Below are 15,436 nucleotides of genomic sequence, written 5' to 3' on the forward strand. Positions count from 1 at the left end.
CAGAACGTCGCATGTACGAGGCGAAATAGATTAACACAGGGCCGAAATGGGCCGCAGCAAGGGCAGAGGGGCGGGATGAATATCAGGGAGTGGCCGGCTGAAGAGCGGCCGAGGGAGAAGTTGCTGCAGCGTGGGGCCGGAAGCCTGACGGACGCGGAATTGCTGGCTGTATTTCTCGGCTCAGGTGTGCGTGGGCGCAATGTCGTGGAGCTGGCGCGAGGTCTGCTCGTGAAGTTCGGGGGCTTGCGCCAGTTGCTGGAGGCCGACCGTGAGGCTTTCGTCGGCGAGCTTGGGTTGGGCCCGGTGAGGTTCAGCCAGCTGCAGGCGCTGCTGGAGATCGGGCGCAGGCACCTTGCAACTTCGATTGAGCGTGAATCCGCGATGGACAGCCCGGCAACGGTGAGGCGCTATTTGAAAGCGATGCTGCGACATGAAGTCAGCGAGGTGTTCGGATGCCTCTTTCTCGATACCAAGCACAGGCCGTTGGCGTTTGAAATCCTCTTCCGAGGCACGATAGATCGGGCCAGCGTCTACCCGCGGGAAGTGGTGCGGCGGGCATTGCTGCATAACGCAGCGGCCTTGATCTTGTGCCACAACCACCCCTCGGGCAACAGTGAGCCCAGCCAGGACGATGTGCACTTGACCCTGTCGTTGAAGCGGGGGCTGGCGTTGATCGATGTGCGGGTGCTGGATCACATCATCATCGGTGACGGGGAGCCGCTGTCGATGGTCGAGCATGGGTGGATTGTGGCTTAGGCACTTGTGCTGCCTGTCCCGGCCCTTTCGCGGGTAAACCCGCTCCCACAGGGAAAGTGCCATGTTGAAAGTTGGCGCGGTCCCTGTGGGAGCGGGTTTACCCGCGAAGAGGCCGGTGCAGGCTTACTTGTTCACAGACACCTTGCTGAAATCCAACCGCCCGAACGGGCTCACCTGATACCCCTCGACCCCTTGGCGCAGTAGCGTCGCCGCCGTCGGGTGCGCCAGCGGCACCCACAGCGCCTGCTGCTGGATCAGCGTCTGTGCCTGCTGGTAAAGCCGGCTGCGCACGCTCTGGTCGTTGGTGGTGCGTCCGGCGCTGATCAGCTGGTCCAGGCGGCTGTCGCAGAAGCGTGCGAAGTTGGTCCCCGACTGCACCGCCGCGCAGGAAAACTGCGGGCTGAGGAAGTTGTCCGGGTCGCCGTTGTCACCCGCCCAACCCATGAACAGCAGGTCATGCTCGCCCGCCTTGGCGCGGCGGATCAGCTCGCCCCACTCGATCACGCGGATCTCGGCCTTGATGCCAATCTTGGCTAGGTCGGCCTGCAGCATCTGCGCACCGAGGCTGGGGTTGGGGTTGAGCAGGCTGCCCGACGGGCGGGTCCAGATCGTGGTGCTGAAGCCCTCGGCCAAACCGGCCTTGGTCAGCAGGGCCTTGGCTTTCTTCAGGTCCAGCGGGTAGCCGGGCAGGTCCTTGGCGTAGCTCCAGGTATTGGGCGGGTAGGGGCCGTTGGCGGCCACCGCGGAGTCTTCGAACACGGCCTTGAGGTAGGCCTGCTTGTCGAAGGCCAGGTTGATGGCCTGGCGCACCTCCGGCTTGTCCAGCGGCGGGTGCTGGCTGTTGATGGCGACGAAGGCGGTCATGAACGCCGGGGTGGTGGCCACCTTGAGGTTGCCGTCCTTGCCGGCTTCGGCAATGTCCAGCGGCTTGGGCGACAACGCGACCTGGCACTCGCCGCGCTTGAGCTTCTGCAGGCGCACGTTGGCATCGGTGGTGATGGCGAAGATCAGCGGGTCGACCGCCGGCTTGCCGGCGAAGTAGTCAGGGTTGGCGCGGTAGCGCACCACGGCGTCCTTCTGGAAGCGCTGGAAGATGAACGGCCCGGTGCCGACCGGCTGGCTGTTGAGCTTCTCCGGCGTGCCGGCCTTGAGCAGTTTGTCGGCGTACTCGGCGGAGTAGATCGAGGCGAAGCCCATGCTCAGGGTGGCCAGGAAGGTGGCGTCCGGGTGGCTGAGGGTGAAGCGCACGGCGTTCGGTGCCGGCGCCTCGATCGCCTTGATCAGGCTGCCCAGTTGCAGCGACTGGGCATGCGGGTAGCCGCCTGGCGCAGTCTTGTGCCAGGCATGGGCGGGGTAGAGCATGCGCTGGAAGCTGAACAGCACATCGTCGGCGTTCAGTGCGCGGCTTGGCTTGAAGTAGGCGGTGGTGTGGAATTTCACGTCATCGCGCAGGGTGAAGTCGTAGATCAGGCCGTCGGCCGATACCGTCCAGCTGGCCGCCAGGCTCGGCACCACCTTGCCTTGCGCCGCGTCGAACTCCACCAGGCGGTTCATCAGCACATCGGCCGTGGCGTTGGTGGTGGTCAGCGAGTTGTACTGCACCACGTCGAAGCCTTCGGGGCTGGCCTCGCTGCAGACGCTCAGCGGGGCGGCCTGGGCAACGCCGGCGGCGAACAGGGCGCCTGCGGCGAACAAGGAGTTGAACAATAAGGAAAGGGCGGCTGTACGCATGGTGGCTCCTTGGCTGTCAGTGGCCCATCTGCCAGTGCAGTCTGGAAAAGGCCTACCCTAGTGTGCCCGTCGGGAAATGACCACACCCTTTTTTACAAAATTGGCGACGGGCGGTCGACGGCTGGCGGGGCCTGCCGCTATGCTGGCCCGGCGCGTTCCGGCTCGTGACAATGTGCATCTAATGTTGTTGCGGCCAAGTCTTTCTGGTATAAAGCAGCGCTCTTTTCTAGGGGCTCGGCCTGTCGCATAAGCGGATCCGGTCGATAAGACCTCCAGAATCACGGCGCCTAGGCGCCAAAGACTGAGAGATTAAGCGGCCAACCCATGCCGGGTTGGGCATGTGGTTTTAGAGGGCTGAGTCATGTCGAGAGTCTGTCAAGTTACTGGTAAGGGTCCAGTAACCGGGAACAACATTTCCCACGCAAACAACAAAACCCGTCGTCGTTTCCTGCCGAACCTGCAGCACCACCGTTTCTGGGTTGAATCCGAGAAGCGTTTCGTGCGTCTGCGCGTATCTGCCAAAGGCATGCGCGTTATTGACAAGCGTGGTATCGACGTAGTGCTGGCCGAGCTGCGCGCTCGCGGCGAAAAGTTCTAAGGAGAACGTCATGCGTGAATTGATCCGTCTGGTTTCGAGTGCTGGCACTGGCCACTTCTACACCACCGACAAGAACAAGCGCACCACTCCGGACAAAATCGAGATCAAGAAATACGATCCGGTTGTTCGCAAGCACGTGGTGTACAAGGAAGCCAAGATCAAGTAATTGATCGGCGACCTGAAAAAACCCGCATCCGAAAGGACGCGGGTTTTTTTATGCCTGCAAGAAAGCCGGGGCCGCTTCGCGCCCCTTTCGCGACACAAGGCCGCTCCTACAGGGACCGCGCAATGCCTGTAGGAGCGGCCTTGTGTCGCGAAAGGGGCGCGGAGCGGCCCCAGAGGCTTACTTCTGCTCGAACATCACATAGATCTTGCGGCAAGGCTCCAGCACCTCCCAGGTGCCCTTGAAGCCGGCCGGGATGACAAACCGATCACCGGCACGCAGGGTCTTGGCTCCGCCATCCTGGTCACGCAGCACCGAAACGCCCTGGACGATCTCGCAGTACTCATGCTCGGTGTAGTTCACCGTCCACTGCCCCACCTCGCCTTCCCACACGCCCGCGGCAAACTGCCCGCACGGGCTGGAATAATGGTTGTAGACCGCCTGGTCGGGCTCGCCCTTGAGGATTTTTTCCGCCGCCGGGCGGTAGCGTTCGGCCTCGGTAATGACCTGCGCGAAGTCGATGATGCTTTCGATGCTCATGGTTCGGCTCCTGTTGTTGTTTAATAAAATGCACATGAGTAGGCTTTTGAGCCATTCGTGTCAAATATATTGATAGTTTACACGGGCTGGTTTAGGGTGTCGGTAGCCAAAATGCCCTCGACGCTTGGGCAGAATTCTGACAACGCCTGTGAGTCCTCAGTGCGGCGTTGCACCTATACAAGAGGAGGAGTTTCGTATGACCACCCTGACTCGTGCGGACTGGGAACAACGTGCCCAGCAACTGAAGATCGAAGGCCGTGCCTTCATCAACGGCGAATACACCGATGCCGCATCCGGTGAAACCTTCGAGTGCCTGAGCCCGGTCGACGGACGCTTCCTGGCCAAGGTTGCCAGCTGCGACCTGGCCGATGCCAACCGCGCTGTGGAAAACGCCCGTGCCACCTTCAACTCCGGCGTGTGGTCGCAACTGGCCCCGGCCAAGCGCAAGGCCAAGCTGATCCGCTTCGCCGACCTGCTGCGCAAGAACGTCGAAGAGCTGGCGCTGCTGGAAACCCTGGACATGGGCAAGCCGATCGGCGACTCCTCCAGCATCGACGTACCTGGCGCGGCCAATGCCATCCACTGGACTGCCGAAGCGATCGACAAGGTCTACGACGAAGTCGCCCCGACCCCGCATGACCAGCTCGGCCTGGTCACCCGCGAAGCGGTGGGTGTGGTCGGTGCCATCGTACCGTGGAACTTCCCGCTGCTGATGGCCTGCTGGAAGCTCGGCCCGGCCCTGGCCACCGGTAACTCGGTAGTGCTCAAGCCGTCCGAAAAATCGCCGCTGACTGCCATTCGTATTGCCCAGTTGGCCATCGAAGCCGGTATCCCGGCTGGCGTGCTGAACGTGCTGCCAGGCTACGGCCACACCGTGGGCAAGGCCCTGGCCCTGCACATGGACGTCGACACCCTGGTATTCACCGGTTCGACCAAGATCGCCAAGCAGCTGATGGTTTACGCGGGCGAATCGAACATGAAGCGCATCTGGCTGGAAGCCGGCGGCAAGAGCCCGAACATCGTCTTCGCCGACGCTCCGGACCTGCAAGCTGCCGCCGAAGCTGCTGCCAGCGCCATCGCCTTCAACCAGGGCGAAGTGTGCACCGCCGGCTCGCGCCTGCTGGTCGAGCGTTCGATCAAGGACAAGTTCCTGCCGATGGTGGTCGAGGCCCTGAAAGGCTGGAAGCCAGGCAACCCGCTGGACCCACAGACCACTGTCGGTGCCCTGGTCGACACCCAGCAGATGAACACCGTGCTGTCGTACATCGAGGCTGGCCACAAGGACGGCGCCAAGCTGCTGGCCGGCGGCAAGCGCACCCTGGAAGAAACCGGTGGCACTTATGTCGAGCCGACCATCTTCGACGGCGTGACCAACGCCATGAAGATCGCCCAGGAAGAAATCTTCGGCCCGGTGCTGTCGGTGATCGCCTTCGATACCGCCGAAGAAGCCGTCGCCATTGCCAACGACACGCCGTATGGCCTGGCCGCTGGCATCTGGACCTCGGACATCTCCAAGGCTCACAAGACCGCCCGTGCCGTGCGCGCTGGCAGCGTCTGGGTCAACCAGTACGACGGCGGCGACATGACCGCGCCGTTCGGTGGCTTCAAGCAGTCGGGCAACGGCCGTGACAAGTCGCTGCATGCGCTGGAGAAGTACACCGAGCTGAAGGCGACCTGGATCAAGTTGTAATCCCGTGGGGCCGCTTCGCGGCCCATTCGCGGCACAAGGCCGCTCCTACAGGGGTATGCGTTTCCCTGTAGGAGCGGCCTTGTGCCGCGAATGGGCTGCAAAGCAGCCCCAAGAACTCAAGAGGTCAAGGATGCGTTGGGGTACCTACTTCGCCGTACTGGCATCGGTGCTAAGCGTCGGGCTGGCACTCGGCGTGAGCATGCCGCTGGTATCCCTGCGCCTGGAGGCCTGGGGCTACGGCAGCTTCGCCATCGGCGTGATGGCTGCAATGCCGGCGCTGGGCGTGCTGGTAGGTGCCAGCATGGCCAGCCGCCTGGCCGGCTGGGTCGGCGTGCCCTCGGCCATGCGCCTGTGCCTGTGGGGCGGGGCGCTGTCGATCGGCCTGGTCGCACTGCTGCCCAGCTACCCGTTGTGGCTGCTGTTGCGGCTGCTGATCGGTATGTCACTGACCGTGGTGTTCATCCTCGGCGAAAGCTGGATCAACCAGCTGGTGATCGAGCAATGGCGCGGCCGCCTGGTGGCGCTGTATGGCAGCAGCTATGCCCTCAGCCAGCTGGCCGGGCCGCTGGTGCTGGGCTTTCTCGGCTCGGATGACGACTTCGGCTTCTGGGCCGCTACCGGCCTGCTGCTGGTGGCACCGCTGATTCTCCTGGGCCGTGGCGGGGCACCCAGCACAGAGGCCTGCAGCGTCACCTTCGGCGACCTGTTCGCCTTCTGCCGGCGCTTGCCGGTGATCGCCTGGGCCATTGCCCTGTTTGCCTCGTTCGAGGCAATGATCCTGACCTTGTTGCCGGTGTATTGCCTGCAGCAAGGCTTTACCACTGAAATCGCCCTGTTCATGGTCAGTACCGTGGTGGTGGGCGATGCGGTGTTGCAACTGCCCATCGGTGCGCTGGCCGACCATATGTCGCGGCGCGCTCTGTTCACCGGCTGTGCGGTGACCCTGCTGGTATCCAGCCTGGCGATTCCGTTGCTGCTGCATACACCGGCGATCTGGCCGCTGTGGGTGCTGTTCGGGGCCAGTGCGGGGGGCTTGTTCACCTTGTCGCTGGTGCTGATTGGTGAGCGCTACCGGGATGATGCGCTGGTGCGGGCCAACGCCCATGTGGCGCAGCTGTGGGGTATTGGCTGCCTGCTCGGGCCACTGCTGGCCGGGGCAGGCAGCCAGTGGATCAGCGGGCATGCGTTGCCGTTGCTGATGGCGGCGGGGGCTGCGGGGTTGGTGGTGTTGACCCGGCGGCGCGGGGCGTTTGAGCCTGCCTCTGCCTGATGGATTCTGGAGCCGCTTTGCGGCCCATCGCGACACAAGGCCGCTCCTACAGGAGATACGCGATCCCATGTAGGAGCGGCCTTGTGTCGCGATGGGCTGCAAAGCAGCCCCAAAATCGCCGCTACAACATCTTCTCCAGGCCTACCGCCTTGCTGATCCAGGCATTGAACCGCCGCCACATCCCGCCCGGTTCGGATGTAAGCATGCGCCGCCTGCCATTTTCCTCGGTCACCCATACCATCTGGTTACCCACCAGCGTCGGCTGATAGCTCAAGGCCGGGGCCATGCCCTGTACCGCCAGTGCGCGGGTGTACTCGGCCAGCTCCGGGCTGTCCACCAGCACTCCGACCTCGGTATTCCACAACACCGAACGCGGGTCGAAGTTGAACGAGCCGATGAAGGTCTTGCGCCGGTCGAACACGATCGCCTTGCTGTGCAGGCTCGAGTCCGAGCTGCCATGGAAGCTCACGCGGTGCTGCGCGCTGGGGTCGCCGGGTTGGCGGCGCAGCTCGTACAGCTGCACGCCATGCTCCAGCAGCGCCCGCCGATACGGCGCATAGCCGCCATGCACCGCCGGCACGTCGGTAGCCTCCAGCGAGTTGGTGAGCAGCTTGACCGATATGCCCGCGTCGGCGCTGTGGGTCAGGTACAGCAGGCCGGACTCGCCGGGTACGAAGTACGCCGATACCAGGATCAGCTCGTGTTGCACCTTGCTCAAGTCCGGGGCCAGTTGCTGGGTCAGCAGCAGTTGCGGGTCCGGTTCGTCATCGGCCAGCACTTTGCTCGGCGCATCCCACAGAGCCTGGGCGTGTGCCCAGATAAGCTCGTTGCGCCACACATCCAGGCGCGGCTGCGACTGGTAGGCCATCAAGCGGTCATACAGGGCTTTGCGCTGGGTCCTGGCTTCGGCCAGTGAAACTTCCAGGCGGTGGCGGCTGGCGCGCAGGTCGCTGGCATCCGGGTCGCGCCAGAGGAAGTCGGTAATCGGCCGGCTCAGGGCGCTGTTCCAGTATTGGTCGAAGCTGTGGCCGAGCTGTTCGGCCACCGGGCCGACGCCCAGCAAGTCGATGTCGGTGAAGTTGAGGTTGGGTTCGGCATCGAAATACTCATCGCCCAGGTTGCGCCCGCCGACGATGGCCATGCTGTTGTCCACCAGGAACAGCTTGTTGTGCATGCGCCGGTGCTGGCGCGACAGGTTGAACAGGCGGCCCACTGCGCGCGTCACGCCGGTGCTGCGGCCCAGGTGCAGCGGGTTGAACACGCGTATCTGAATGTTCGGGTGGGCATCGAGGGTGCCCATGATGACGTCCAGGCCGTCGCTGGTGGTGTCGTCGAGCAGGATGCGCACGCGCACGCCACGGTCGGCGGCGCGCAGCAGTTCATGCACCAGGGCGCGGGTGCTGAGGCCATCGTGGACGATGTAGTACTGCAGGTCGATGCTCGCCTGGGCGTTGCGGATCAGTTCGGCGCGGGCGCGGAACGCCTCGTTGCTGTTGGGCAGCAGGCGAAAGCCCGAGCGGCCGCCGTAGGGCGCGGCCTGGCGCAGAACCGAACGGCCGAAGGCCGAGTCGTTGGCCGGCAGCGCCTGGCTGGTTTCGCGGGGCGTGCCGACGCTGGCGCAGCCGGCAAGGCCGAGCAGTAGCACCAGCAGCAGAGGCAGGGCTCGCTGGAGTCTCAAGGGTGGATCGTCCTGTGCAGCAAAGGCTTGATAGGTTGGACCGTGGCGGGCGGCGCAAAGTTACGCGCCGGCGCTTTCTTCATCCAGTAGACGAAGGGCGGTTTCACCAACTTTGCGCACGGCGGCTTCGATCTGCGGCGTCGGCCGCGCGGCGAAGTTCATGCGCAGGCAGTGGCGGAACTTGCCCGAGGCCGAGAAGATGCTGCCCACGGCAACCTGTACGTCCTGCTCCAGTAAAGCCCGGTTCAGGCGCAGCGTATCGAAATGTTCGGGTAATTCCACCCACAGCATGAAGCCACCTTGCGGCCGGCTGACCCGGGTGCCCGCCGGGAAGTAGCGGGTTACCCAGTCGCTCATCAGGTCGCGGCCACGCTGGTACTGGCTGCGCATGCGCCGCACGTGGGGTTGGTAGTGCCCGCCGGCGATGAAGTCGGCAATGGCCAACTGCGGCTGGCTGGCCGTGCTGCCGGTGCTGATGTACTTCATGTGCAGGACCCGCTCCAGGTAACGACCGGGCGCCACCCAGCCTATCCGCAGGCCGGGAGCGAGGGTCTTGGAGAACGAACTGCAAAGCAGCACGCGGCCGTCGTCGTCAAACGACTTGAGGGTGCGTGGGCGCGGGTAGGTGTAGGCCAGGTCGCCGTACACATCATCTTCGAGGATCGCCACGTCGTAGCGCTGGGCCAGGCTCAGCAGGGACTTCTTGCGGGCCTCGGGCATGATGTAGCCGAGCGGGTTGTTGCAGCTGGGGGTGATCTGGATGAGCTTGATCGGCCACTGCTCCAAGGCCAGCTCCAGCGCCTCCAGGCTGATGCCGGTGACCGGGTCGGTGGGGATTTCCAAGGCTTTCATGCCCAGGCCCTTGAGGGTTTGCATGGCGCCGTGGAAGCTGGGGGAGTCGACCGCGACGATATCGCCCGGCTCGCACACCGCGCGGATGCTGCATGACAGCGCCTCATGGCAGCCGGTGGTTATCACCAGGTCGCCCGGGCCCAGGCGGCAGCCGGAGTCGAGCATCAGCCGGGCCACCTGTTCGCGCAGGGCCAGGTTGCCGTGGATGTTGTCGTAGTACAGGCCGGGCATGTCCTGCCGCCGGCTCAGCTGGGCGAGGCTGCGCAGCAGTGGCTTGAGGGTGGGACTGTCGATGTCGGGCATGCCGCGGCCGAGCTGGATCACGCCTTGGCGTGGGGTGCTGCGCACCAGTTCCAGCACCTGCTCCCATTGCGAGATGTCTACCGGGCGCTGGGCCGGGCGGCTGACGGCGGGCAGGGCTGGCAGGTGGCGGTGGTCGTTGACGAAGTAGCCGGACTTGGGCCGGGGCGAGACCATGCCGCTGTCTTCCAGCATGCGGTAGGCCTGCTGCACGGTGCTCAGACTGACCCCGTGCTCCACACTCAGGGCGCGCACTGACGGCAGGCGCTGGCCGGGGCGGTAGAGGCCCTGTTCAATGCGCGCACCGAGCAGCTCGGCGAGGTTCAGGTAAAGGGTCACGGCATACTCCTTCGCTGCAATAGCGTGGCGACCGGTACAGTTGCGCTGAAAATACAGCATTCAGTCGGCCTGCGGCCAATTCTGTATGGGAATAATAAGGCTGTATTGGATCTGTATTGCCGGTGCTGCCGACGCGCATGCTTTCTCCACGGTATCAACTGAACGAGAGGATGCGGTGATGGGTGGCATGAGCGATGTGCGCTTGCAACTGTTGGCCAAGGAACTGGAAGCCGGGCAGCAAGCCAAGGTGTTCAACGCGCCGGAAGGGTTGGGGCGTTGGGGGCTGATGCTGCATCGCTGGCACACCCGCAGGGCGCTGCTGCAGTTGACCGATGACGAGTTGCGCGATGTCGGGCTGAGCTGGGAGCAGGCCCGGACCGAGGGGCGTAAGCCCTTCTGGAGAGACTGACCATACAGATGTTGCGCGGTCAATGTAGGAGCGGCCTTGTGTCGCGATAGGGCCGCAGAGCGGCCCCAGCGATATTTGCGGCAAAGCTGAAACCTGGGGGCGCTACGCACCCCTTTCGCGACACAAGGCCGCTCCTACAGGGACCGCGCGGCTTTCAGATCAGCTCTTTCAGACGATGCCACAGCATCCCCAGCGCCAGCAGCGGCGAGCGCAGGTGCTGGCCGCCGGGGAAGGTGATGTGCGGCACCTTGGCAAACAGGTCGAACCGCCCGCTTTCCTGGCCGCTGATGGCTTCGCCGAGCAGGCGCGCAGCCAGGTGGGTGGCGTTGAGCCCATGGCCGGAATAGGCCTGGGCGTAATACACGTTCGGCTGGCTTGCCAGGCGGCCAACCTGCGGCAGGCGGTTGGCGCCGATGCCGATCATGCCACCCCACTGGTAGTCGATGCGCACGTCGGCCAGTTGCGGGAAAACCTTGAGCATCTTTGGCCGCATGTAGGCGGCGATGTCCTTTGGGTCGCGGCCTGAATAGTGGCAGGCACCGCCGAACAACAGGCGCTGGTCGGCGGACAGGCGGTAATAGTCCAGTGCCACGCGCTGGTCACACACCGCCATGTTCTGCGGCAGCAGCGAACGGGCACGTTCCTCGCCCAGCGGCTCGGTGGCGATGATGTAGCTGCCGGCTGGCAGCACCTTGCCGCCCAGTTCGCGGTTGAGGTCGTTGTGGTAGGCGTTGCAGCACAGCACGAGAGTCTTGGCGCGCACCCGGCCCTGGGCGGTGTGTACCTGTACTTCCGGGCCGTAGTCGATGCGTGTGACCTCGGACTGCTCGAACAGCTTCACGCCCAGGCGGCTGGCCACGGCAGCCTCACCCAGTGCCAGGTTTAGCGGGTGCAGGTGCCCGGAGCCCATGTCGACCAGCCCGCCCACATAGCAGTCGGCGCCGACCACGCTGTGGATATCGTCCTTGCCGACCAGGCGCAGTTCATGTGCGTAGCCGAGGCTGCGCAGTTCTTCTGCATCCTCCGCAAAGCCCAGCAGTTCGGCGGGTTTGTTGGCCAGGTCGCAATAACCCCAGGTCAGGTCGCAAGCGATGGCATGCCTTTCGACCCGCTCGCGGACGATCTGCACGGCTTCCAGGCCCATCAGTTTCAGGCTGCGTACGCCTTCCTCGCCGATGACCGGGAGGAATTGTTCCAGGCCGTGGCCGACGCCACGGATCAGTTGCCCACCATTGCGCCCGCTGGCGCCCCAACCAAGCTTGCGCGCTTCCAGCAGGATGACCGAGAAGCCGCGTTCGGCCAGTTCGATGGCGGTGTTCAGGCCCGAGTAGCCGCCGCCGACGATGCACACGTCGGCGCTGTGCTCGCCTTGCAGGAAGGAGTGGTCGGGGTGTGGCGCGCTGCTGGCGGCGTAGTAGGAGGCGGCGTGCTGCGCGCTGTGGATCATTGGGCAGGTCCTGAGGCTGGTGGGCTGAGGGGGAGGAGGATAAGCCGGGGTAGGGTGGTGGGCAACAAGGCGAGGGCTGCGCCCGCGAATGGGCCTATAATCTGGCCAATTTCCTAGTTTTGAACCCAGCCATGTCCTGCAACCGCCACAAGATCCACTTCCTGCGCGAACTCATTCCTTCCTTCGAGTGCGAGCCCGGCTGCCACGACTGCTGCGGCCCGGTCACCACTTCGGCGGAAGAAATGGCCCGCCTGCCGCGCAAGTCCCAAGCCGAGCAGGACGCCGCCCTGGAGCGCCTGGACTGTGTGCACCTGGGCCCCAACGGCTGCACGGTGTATGAAGAGCGCCCGATGATCTGCCGCCTGTTCGGCACCACCCCGCGCCTGGCCTGCCCGCGTGGCCGTGGCCCTGAACAGATGATCGAGCCCGCTGCCGAGCAGTTGGTCCACCAGTTCATTGCCACCACCCGCCAGGTGCTGGTCTGACTTCAGTCCGGGATCGGCAGGCAAAGGCTCTCCTTCACCTCTTCCATCACGATGTAGCTCTTCGATTCGCGCACGTGCGGCAGCTTCAGCAGGATGTCGCCGAGCAGCTTGCGGTACGAGGCCATCTCGGAAATACGCGCCTTCACCAGGTAGTCGAAGTCGCCTGAAACCAGGTGGCATTCCAGTACGTGCGGCAGTTTCAGCACCGCGCGGCGGAACTCCTCGAAGGTGTCGCCCGATTTGTAGTCCAGGCTGATTTCCACGAACACCAGTAGGCTGCCCTTGAGGTGCTGCGGGTTCAGGCGGGCGTTGTAGCCCATGATGATGCCCTCGCGCTCCAGGCGGCGGACCCGCTCGGTGCAAGGGGTGGTGGAAAGCCCAACTTTCTCGCCCAGTTCGGTGAAGGAAATACGCCCGTCATTCTGCAGGATACGCAGGATGTTACGGTCGATCTTGTCCAGTTCACGCTTGCTCTGGTGCTGGGTTCTCATAGGGGATGCCCCTCCGTGAAAGGCGATTTTGCCGAGAATTCTCGCCAATAATAGGCTTTTATATAGTGAATTGCACTGCCTTCAAATTCCTATACTGCGCGCATTCATGCCATTTCAATAAAAGTCTGCGGCGCGCCGCGTGCGAGGGATAAAACGATGCGAGTTCTGGTACTTGGTAGCGGTGTGATCGGAACCGCCAGTGCCTACTATCTGGCCCGGCAAGGTTTCGAAGTAACGGTGGTCGATCGCCAGCCGGCGGTGGCCATGGAAACCAGCTTTGCCAACGCAGGCCAGATCTCGCCCGGCTATGCCTCGCCCTGGGCCGCCCCAGGCGTGCCGCTGAAGGCCATCAAATGGCTGCTGGAGCGCCACGCGCCCCTGGCCATCAAGCTCACCGGCGACGTCGACCAGTACCTGTGGATGGCACAGATGCTGCGCAACTGCACCGCTAGCCGTTACGCGGTGAACAAGGAGCGCATGGTGCGCCTGTCCGAGTACAGCCGTGACTGCCTCGACGAACTGCGCGCCGAAACCGGCATCGCCTACGAAAACCGCAGCCTGGGTACCACCCAGCTGTTCCGTACCCAGGCCCAGGTGGATGCCGCGGCCAAGGACATTGCCGTGCTGGAGCAGTCCGGCGTGCCTTACGAGCTGCTCGACCGCGACGGCATTGCCCGCGTCGAGCCGGCCCTGGCTGGCGTCAAGGACATCCTGGCCGGCGCCCTGCGCCTGCCAAACGACCAGACTGGCGACTGCCAGCTGTTCACCACTAAGCTTGCCGAAATGGCCGTGAAGCTGGGCGTGGAGTTCCGCTTCGGCCAGGACATCCAGCGCCTGGACTTCGCGGGTGACCGCATCAATGGCGTATGGATCGACGGCAAGCTGGAAACCGCCGACCGTTACGTGCTGGCGCTGGGCAGCTACTCGCCGCAGATGCTCAAGCCGCTGGGTATCAAGGCCCCGGTGTACCCGCTGAAGGGCTACTCGCTGACCGTGCCGATCACCAACGCCGACATGGCCCCGACCTCGACCATTCTCGACGAGACCTACAAGGTCGCCATTACCCGTTTCGACAACCGTATCCGCGTCGGCGGTATGGCTGAAATTGCCGGTTTTGACCTGTCGCTGAACCCGCGTCGGCGCGAAACGCTGGAGATGATCGTCAACGACCTTTATCCTCGCGGCGGTGATCTGAGCCAGGCCAGCTTCTGGACCGGCCTGCGCCCGGCGACCCCGGACGGCACGCCGATCGTTGGTGCCACGGCGTTCCGCAACCTGTTCCTGAACACCGGTCACGGTACCTTGGGCTGGACCATGGCGTGCGGCTCCGGTCGCCTGCTGGCCGACCTGATTGCGCGCAAGAAGCCGCAGATCAGTGCCGAAGGCCTGGACATTTCCCGTTATGGCAACAGCCCGGAAGTGGCCAAGCACGGGCAGACTGCGCCGGCTCACCAGCAGTAAGTTCGCCTGTACCGGCCTCTTCGCGGGCTCGCCCGCTCCCACAGGAACACCACAGATATTGAAAACTGTGCAGTACCTGTGGGAGCGGGCGAGCCCGCGAAGAACCCAACACCGTTTTCAACCTGTGAACCACCATAAGGCAGCCGCCATGCGTCCCGCCCGCGCCCTGATCGACCTCCAGGCCCTGCGCCACAACTACCGTCTGGCCCGTGAACTGACCGGTGCCAAAGCCCTCGCAGTGATCAAGGCCGACGCCTATGGCCACGGCGCCGTGCGCTGTGCCCTGGCCCTGGAGGCCGAAGCCGACGGCTTTGCCGTGGCCTGCATCGAAGAAGCGCTGGAGCTGCGCGCCGCCGGTATCAAGGCCCCGGTGCTGCTGCTGGAAGGCTTCTTCGAAGCCAGCGAACTGGCCCTGATCGCCGAACACGACCTGTGGTGCGTGGTGCACTCGCTGTGGCAACTGGAAGCGATCGAAAAGACCCAGCTGCACAAGCCGCTCACCGTCTGGCTCAAGCTCGACAGCGGCATGCACCGCGTCGGCCTGCACCCCAAGGACTACCACGAGGCCTACCAGCGCCTGCTGGCCAGCGGCAAGGTCGCGCGCATCGTGCTGATGAGCCACTTCGCTCGCGCCGACGAACTGGATGCCGACGCTACCGCCCAGCAGATCGCCGTGTTCGAGGCCGCGCGCCAGGGCCTGGCCGCCGAGTGCAGCCTGCGCAACTCCCCCGGTGTGCTGGGCTGGCCGCAGGCCCCCAGCGACTGGGTGCGCCCGGGCCTGATGCTGTACGGTGCCACACCGTTCGAAGTGGCCCAGGCCGAGGCCGAGCGCCTGCAACCGGTGATGACCCTGCAATCGCGGGTGATCAGCGTGCGCGAACTGCCTGCCGGCGAGCCGGTGGGCTATGGCGCCAAGTTCGTCAGCCCACGGCCAACCCGCGTTGGTGTGGTTGCCATGGGCTATGCCGATGGCTACCCGCGCCAGGCGCCCAACGGTACCCCGGTGCTGGTAGCCGGCAAGCGCACCCAACTGATCGGCCGGGTGTCGATGGACATGCTCAGCATCGACTTGACCGATGTGCCGGAAGCCACCGTCGGCAGCCCCGTCGAACTGTGGGGCAAGCATGTGCTGGCCAGTGAAGTGGCTGCGCACGCGGGTACCATTCCGTACCAGATTTTCTGCAACCTGAAGCGGGTACCTCGGGACTACGTCGGCGAATGACACG

The 15,436-nt window shown here is 64.2% G+C and carries 15 protein-coding genes; 9 read left to right on the forward strand and 6 right to left on the reverse strand.

What is annotated here, in order from left to right; genetic code table 11:
• Positions 1–75 precede the first annotated feature (75 nt).
• Positions 76–756 carry a DNA repair protein RadC gene (gene radC, locus ACGLHT_RS01410; protein ID WP_025341108.1) on the forward strand — a complete coding sequence of 227 codons (681 nt, stop codon included), beginning with the start codon at positions 76–78 and terminating at the stop codon, positions 754–756.
• 123 nt (positions 757–879) lie between these two features.
• Here the strand turns inward: radC and ACGLHT_RS01415 are convergent, their stop codons facing one another.
• Positions 880–2,487 carry an ABC transporter substrate-binding protein gene (locus tag ACGLHT_RS01415; protein ID WP_137162664.1) on the reverse strand — a complete coding sequence of 536 codons (1,608 nt, stop codon included), beginning with the start codon at positions 2,485–2,487 and terminating at the stop codon, positions 880–882.
• Between the two features lie 361 nt (positions 2,488–2,848).
• Between ACGLHT_RS01415 and rpmB the strand changes: the two genes are divergently transcribed.
• Both rpmB and rpmG read left to right on the forward strand, forming a co-directional pair.
• On the forward strand, positions 2,849–3,085 hold the full coding sequence (gene rpmB, locus ACGLHT_RS01420) for a 50S ribosomal protein L28 (RefSeq protein ID WP_003258972.1): 237 nt from the start codon (positions 2,849–2,851) through the stop codon (positions 3,083–3,085).
• Between the two features lie 10 nt (positions 3,086–3,095).
• Complete coding sequence (gene rpmG / locus ACGLHT_RS01425) at positions 3,096–3,251, forward strand: 50S ribosomal protein L33 (RefSeq protein WP_003253507.1); 156 nt, start codon at positions 3,096–3,098, stop codon at positions 3,249–3,251.
• A gap of 177 nt (positions 3,252–3,428) precedes the next feature.
• Here rpmG and ACGLHT_RS01430 read toward each other — a convergent pair whose 3' ends face one another.
• On the reverse strand, positions 3,429–3,788 hold the full coding sequence (locus tag ACGLHT_RS01430) for a cupin domain-containing protein (protein ID WP_085615957.1): 360 nt from the start codon (positions 3,786–3,788) through the stop codon (positions 3,429–3,431).
• A 196-nt stretch (positions 3,789–3,984) separates the two neighbouring features.
• Between ACGLHT_RS01430 and ACGLHT_RS01435 the strand changes: the two genes are divergently transcribed.
• Together ACGLHT_RS01435 and ACGLHT_RS01440 are read left to right on the forward strand one after the other, a co-directional pair.
• Positions 3,985–5,478, forward strand: coding sequence for an aldehyde dehydrogenase (locus ACGLHT_RS01435; protein WP_013974786.1), 1,494 nt, complete (start codon positions 3,985–3,987; stop codon positions 5,476–5,478).
• A gap of 130 nt (positions 5,479–5,608) precedes the next feature.
• Positions 5,609–6,748, forward strand: a complete 1,140-nt coding sequence (locus ACGLHT_RS01440; protein WP_274119872.1) for an MFS transporter — start codon at positions 5,609–5,611, stop codon at positions 6,746–6,748.
• A gap of 121 nt (positions 6,749–6,869) precedes the next feature.
• Here ACGLHT_RS01440 and ACGLHT_RS01445 read toward each other — a convergent pair whose 3' ends face one another.
• Entirely contained in the window at positions 6,870–8,426 is a 1,557-nt protein-coding gene (locus ACGLHT_RS01445; protein ID WP_025341104.1) for a phospholipase D family protein, read from the reverse strand.
• A 60-nt stretch (positions 8,427–8,486) separates the two neighbouring features.
• Entirely contained in the window at positions 8,487–9,917 is a 1,431-nt protein-coding gene (locus tag ACGLHT_RS01450) for a PLP-dependent aminotransferase family protein (protein ID WP_170978804.1), read from the reverse strand.
• A 178-nt stretch (positions 9,918–10,095) separates the two neighbouring features.
• Between ACGLHT_RS01450 and ACGLHT_RS01455 the strand changes: the two genes are divergently transcribed.
• On the forward strand, positions 10,096–10,326 hold the full coding sequence (locus tag ACGLHT_RS01455) for a DUF1127 domain-containing protein (protein ID WP_137162662.1): 231 nt from the start codon (positions 10,096–10,098) through the stop codon (positions 10,324–10,326).
• A 154-nt stretch (positions 10,327–10,480) separates the two neighbouring features.
• On the opposite strand, the gene ACGLHT_RS01460 is transcribed toward ACGLHT_RS01455, so the two are convergent.
• Positions 10,481–11,773 (reverse strand): FAD-binding oxidoreductase, encoded by a 1,293-nt coding sequence (locus ACGLHT_RS01460; RefSeq protein ID WP_085588791.1) that lies wholly within the window; start codon positions 11,771–11,773, stop codon positions 10,481–10,483.
• Positions 11,774–11,904: 131 nt separating this feature from the next.
• On the opposite strand from ACGLHT_RS01460, the gene ACGLHT_RS01465 reads away from it, so the two are divergent.
• Complete coding sequence (locus ACGLHT_RS01465) at positions 11,905–12,258, forward strand: YkgJ family cysteine cluster protein (RefSeq protein ID WP_013974780.1); 354 nt, start codon at positions 11,905–11,907, stop codon at positions 12,256–12,258.
• A gap of 2 nt (positions 12,259–12,260) precedes the next feature.
• Here the strand turns inward: ACGLHT_RS01465 and dadR are convergent, their stop codons facing one another.
• The gene (gene dadR, locus ACGLHT_RS01470; protein ID WP_003258963.1) at positions 12,261–12,749 is read right to left on the reverse strand and encodes a transcriptional regulator DadR; all 489 of its coding nucleotides are present in this window, start codon (positions 12,747–12,749) and stop codon (positions 12,261–12,263) included.
• Between the two features lie 156 nt (positions 12,750–12,905).
• Here dadR and dadA point away from each other — a divergent pair, with 156 nt between their 5' ends.
• Positions 12,906–14,210 carry a D-amino acid dehydrogenase gene (gene dadA / locus ACGLHT_RS01475; protein ID WP_013974779.1) on the forward strand — a complete coding sequence of 435 codons (1,305 nt, stop codon included), beginning with the start codon at positions 12,906–12,908 and terminating at the stop codon, positions 14,208–14,210.
• 148 nt (positions 14,211–14,358) lie between these two features.
• Positions 14,359–15,432 (forward strand): alanine racemase, encoded by a 1,074-nt coding sequence (gene alr, locus ACGLHT_RS01480; protein WP_025341100.1) that lies wholly within the window; start codon positions 14,359–14,361, stop codon positions 15,430–15,432.
• Positions 15,433–15,436 lie beyond the last annotated feature (4 nt).

The organism is Pseudomonas sp. PsB (assembly GCF_043658375.1).
GTDB classification, from domain to species: domain Bacteria; phylum Pseudomonadota; class Gammaproteobacteria; order Pseudomonadales; family Pseudomonadaceae; genus Aquipseudomonas; species Aquipseudomonas putida_Z.

Bases quoted from the DNA above. Each gene is read 5' to 3' on its own strand.
- rpmB (WP_003258972.1), top strand. From the start codon at position 2,849: ATGTCGAGAGTCTGTCAAGTTACTGGTAAGGGTCCAGTAACCGGGAAC.
- ACGLHT_RS01440 (WP_274119872.1), top strand. From the start codon at position 5,609: ATGCGTTGGGGTACCTACTTCGCCGTACTGGCATCGGTGCTAAGCGTC.
- ACGLHT_RS01465 (WP_013974780.1), top strand. From the start codon at position 11,905: ATGTCCTGCAACCGCCACAAGATCCACTTCCTGCGCGAACTCATTCCT.
- dadA (WP_013974779.1), top strand. From the start codon at position 12,906: ATGCGAGTTCTGGTACTTGGTAGCGGTGTGATCGGAACCGCCAGTGCC.
- ACGLHT_RS01460 (WP_085588791.1), bottom strand. From the start codon at position 11,773: ATGATCCACAGCGCGCAGCACGCCGCCTCCTACTACGCCGCCAGCAGC.
- ACGLHT_RS01415 (WP_137162664.1), bottom strand. From the start codon at position 2,487: ATGCGTACAGCCGCCCTTTCCTTATTGTTCAACTCCTTGTTCGCCGCA.
- alr (WP_025341100.1), top strand. From the start codon at position 14,359: ATGCGTCCCGCCCGCGCCCTGATCGACCTCCAGGCCCTGCGCCACAAC.
- ACGLHT_RS01430 (WP_085615957.1), bottom strand. From the start codon at position 3,788: ATGAGCATCGAAAGCATCATCGACTTCGCGCAGGTCATTACCGAGGCC.
- radC (WP_025341108.1), top strand. From the start codon at position 76: ATGAATATCAGGGAGTGGCCGGCTGAAGAGCGGCCGAGGGAGAAGTTG.
- dadR (WP_003258963.1), bottom strand. From the start codon at position 12,749: ATGAGAACCCAGCACCAGAGCAAGCGTGAACTGGACAAGATCGACCGT.
- ACGLHT_RS01455 (WP_137162662.1), top strand. From the start codon at position 10,096: ATGGGTGGCATGAGCGATGTGCGCTTGCAACTGTTGGCCAAGGAACTG.
- ACGLHT_RS01435 (WP_013974786.1), top strand. From the start codon at position 3,985: ATGACCACCCTGACTCGTGCGGACTGGGAACAACGTGCCCAGCAACTG.
- rpmG (WP_003253507.1), top strand. From the start codon at position 3,096: ATGCGTGAATTGATCCGTCTGGTTTCGAGTGCTGGCACTGGCCACTTC.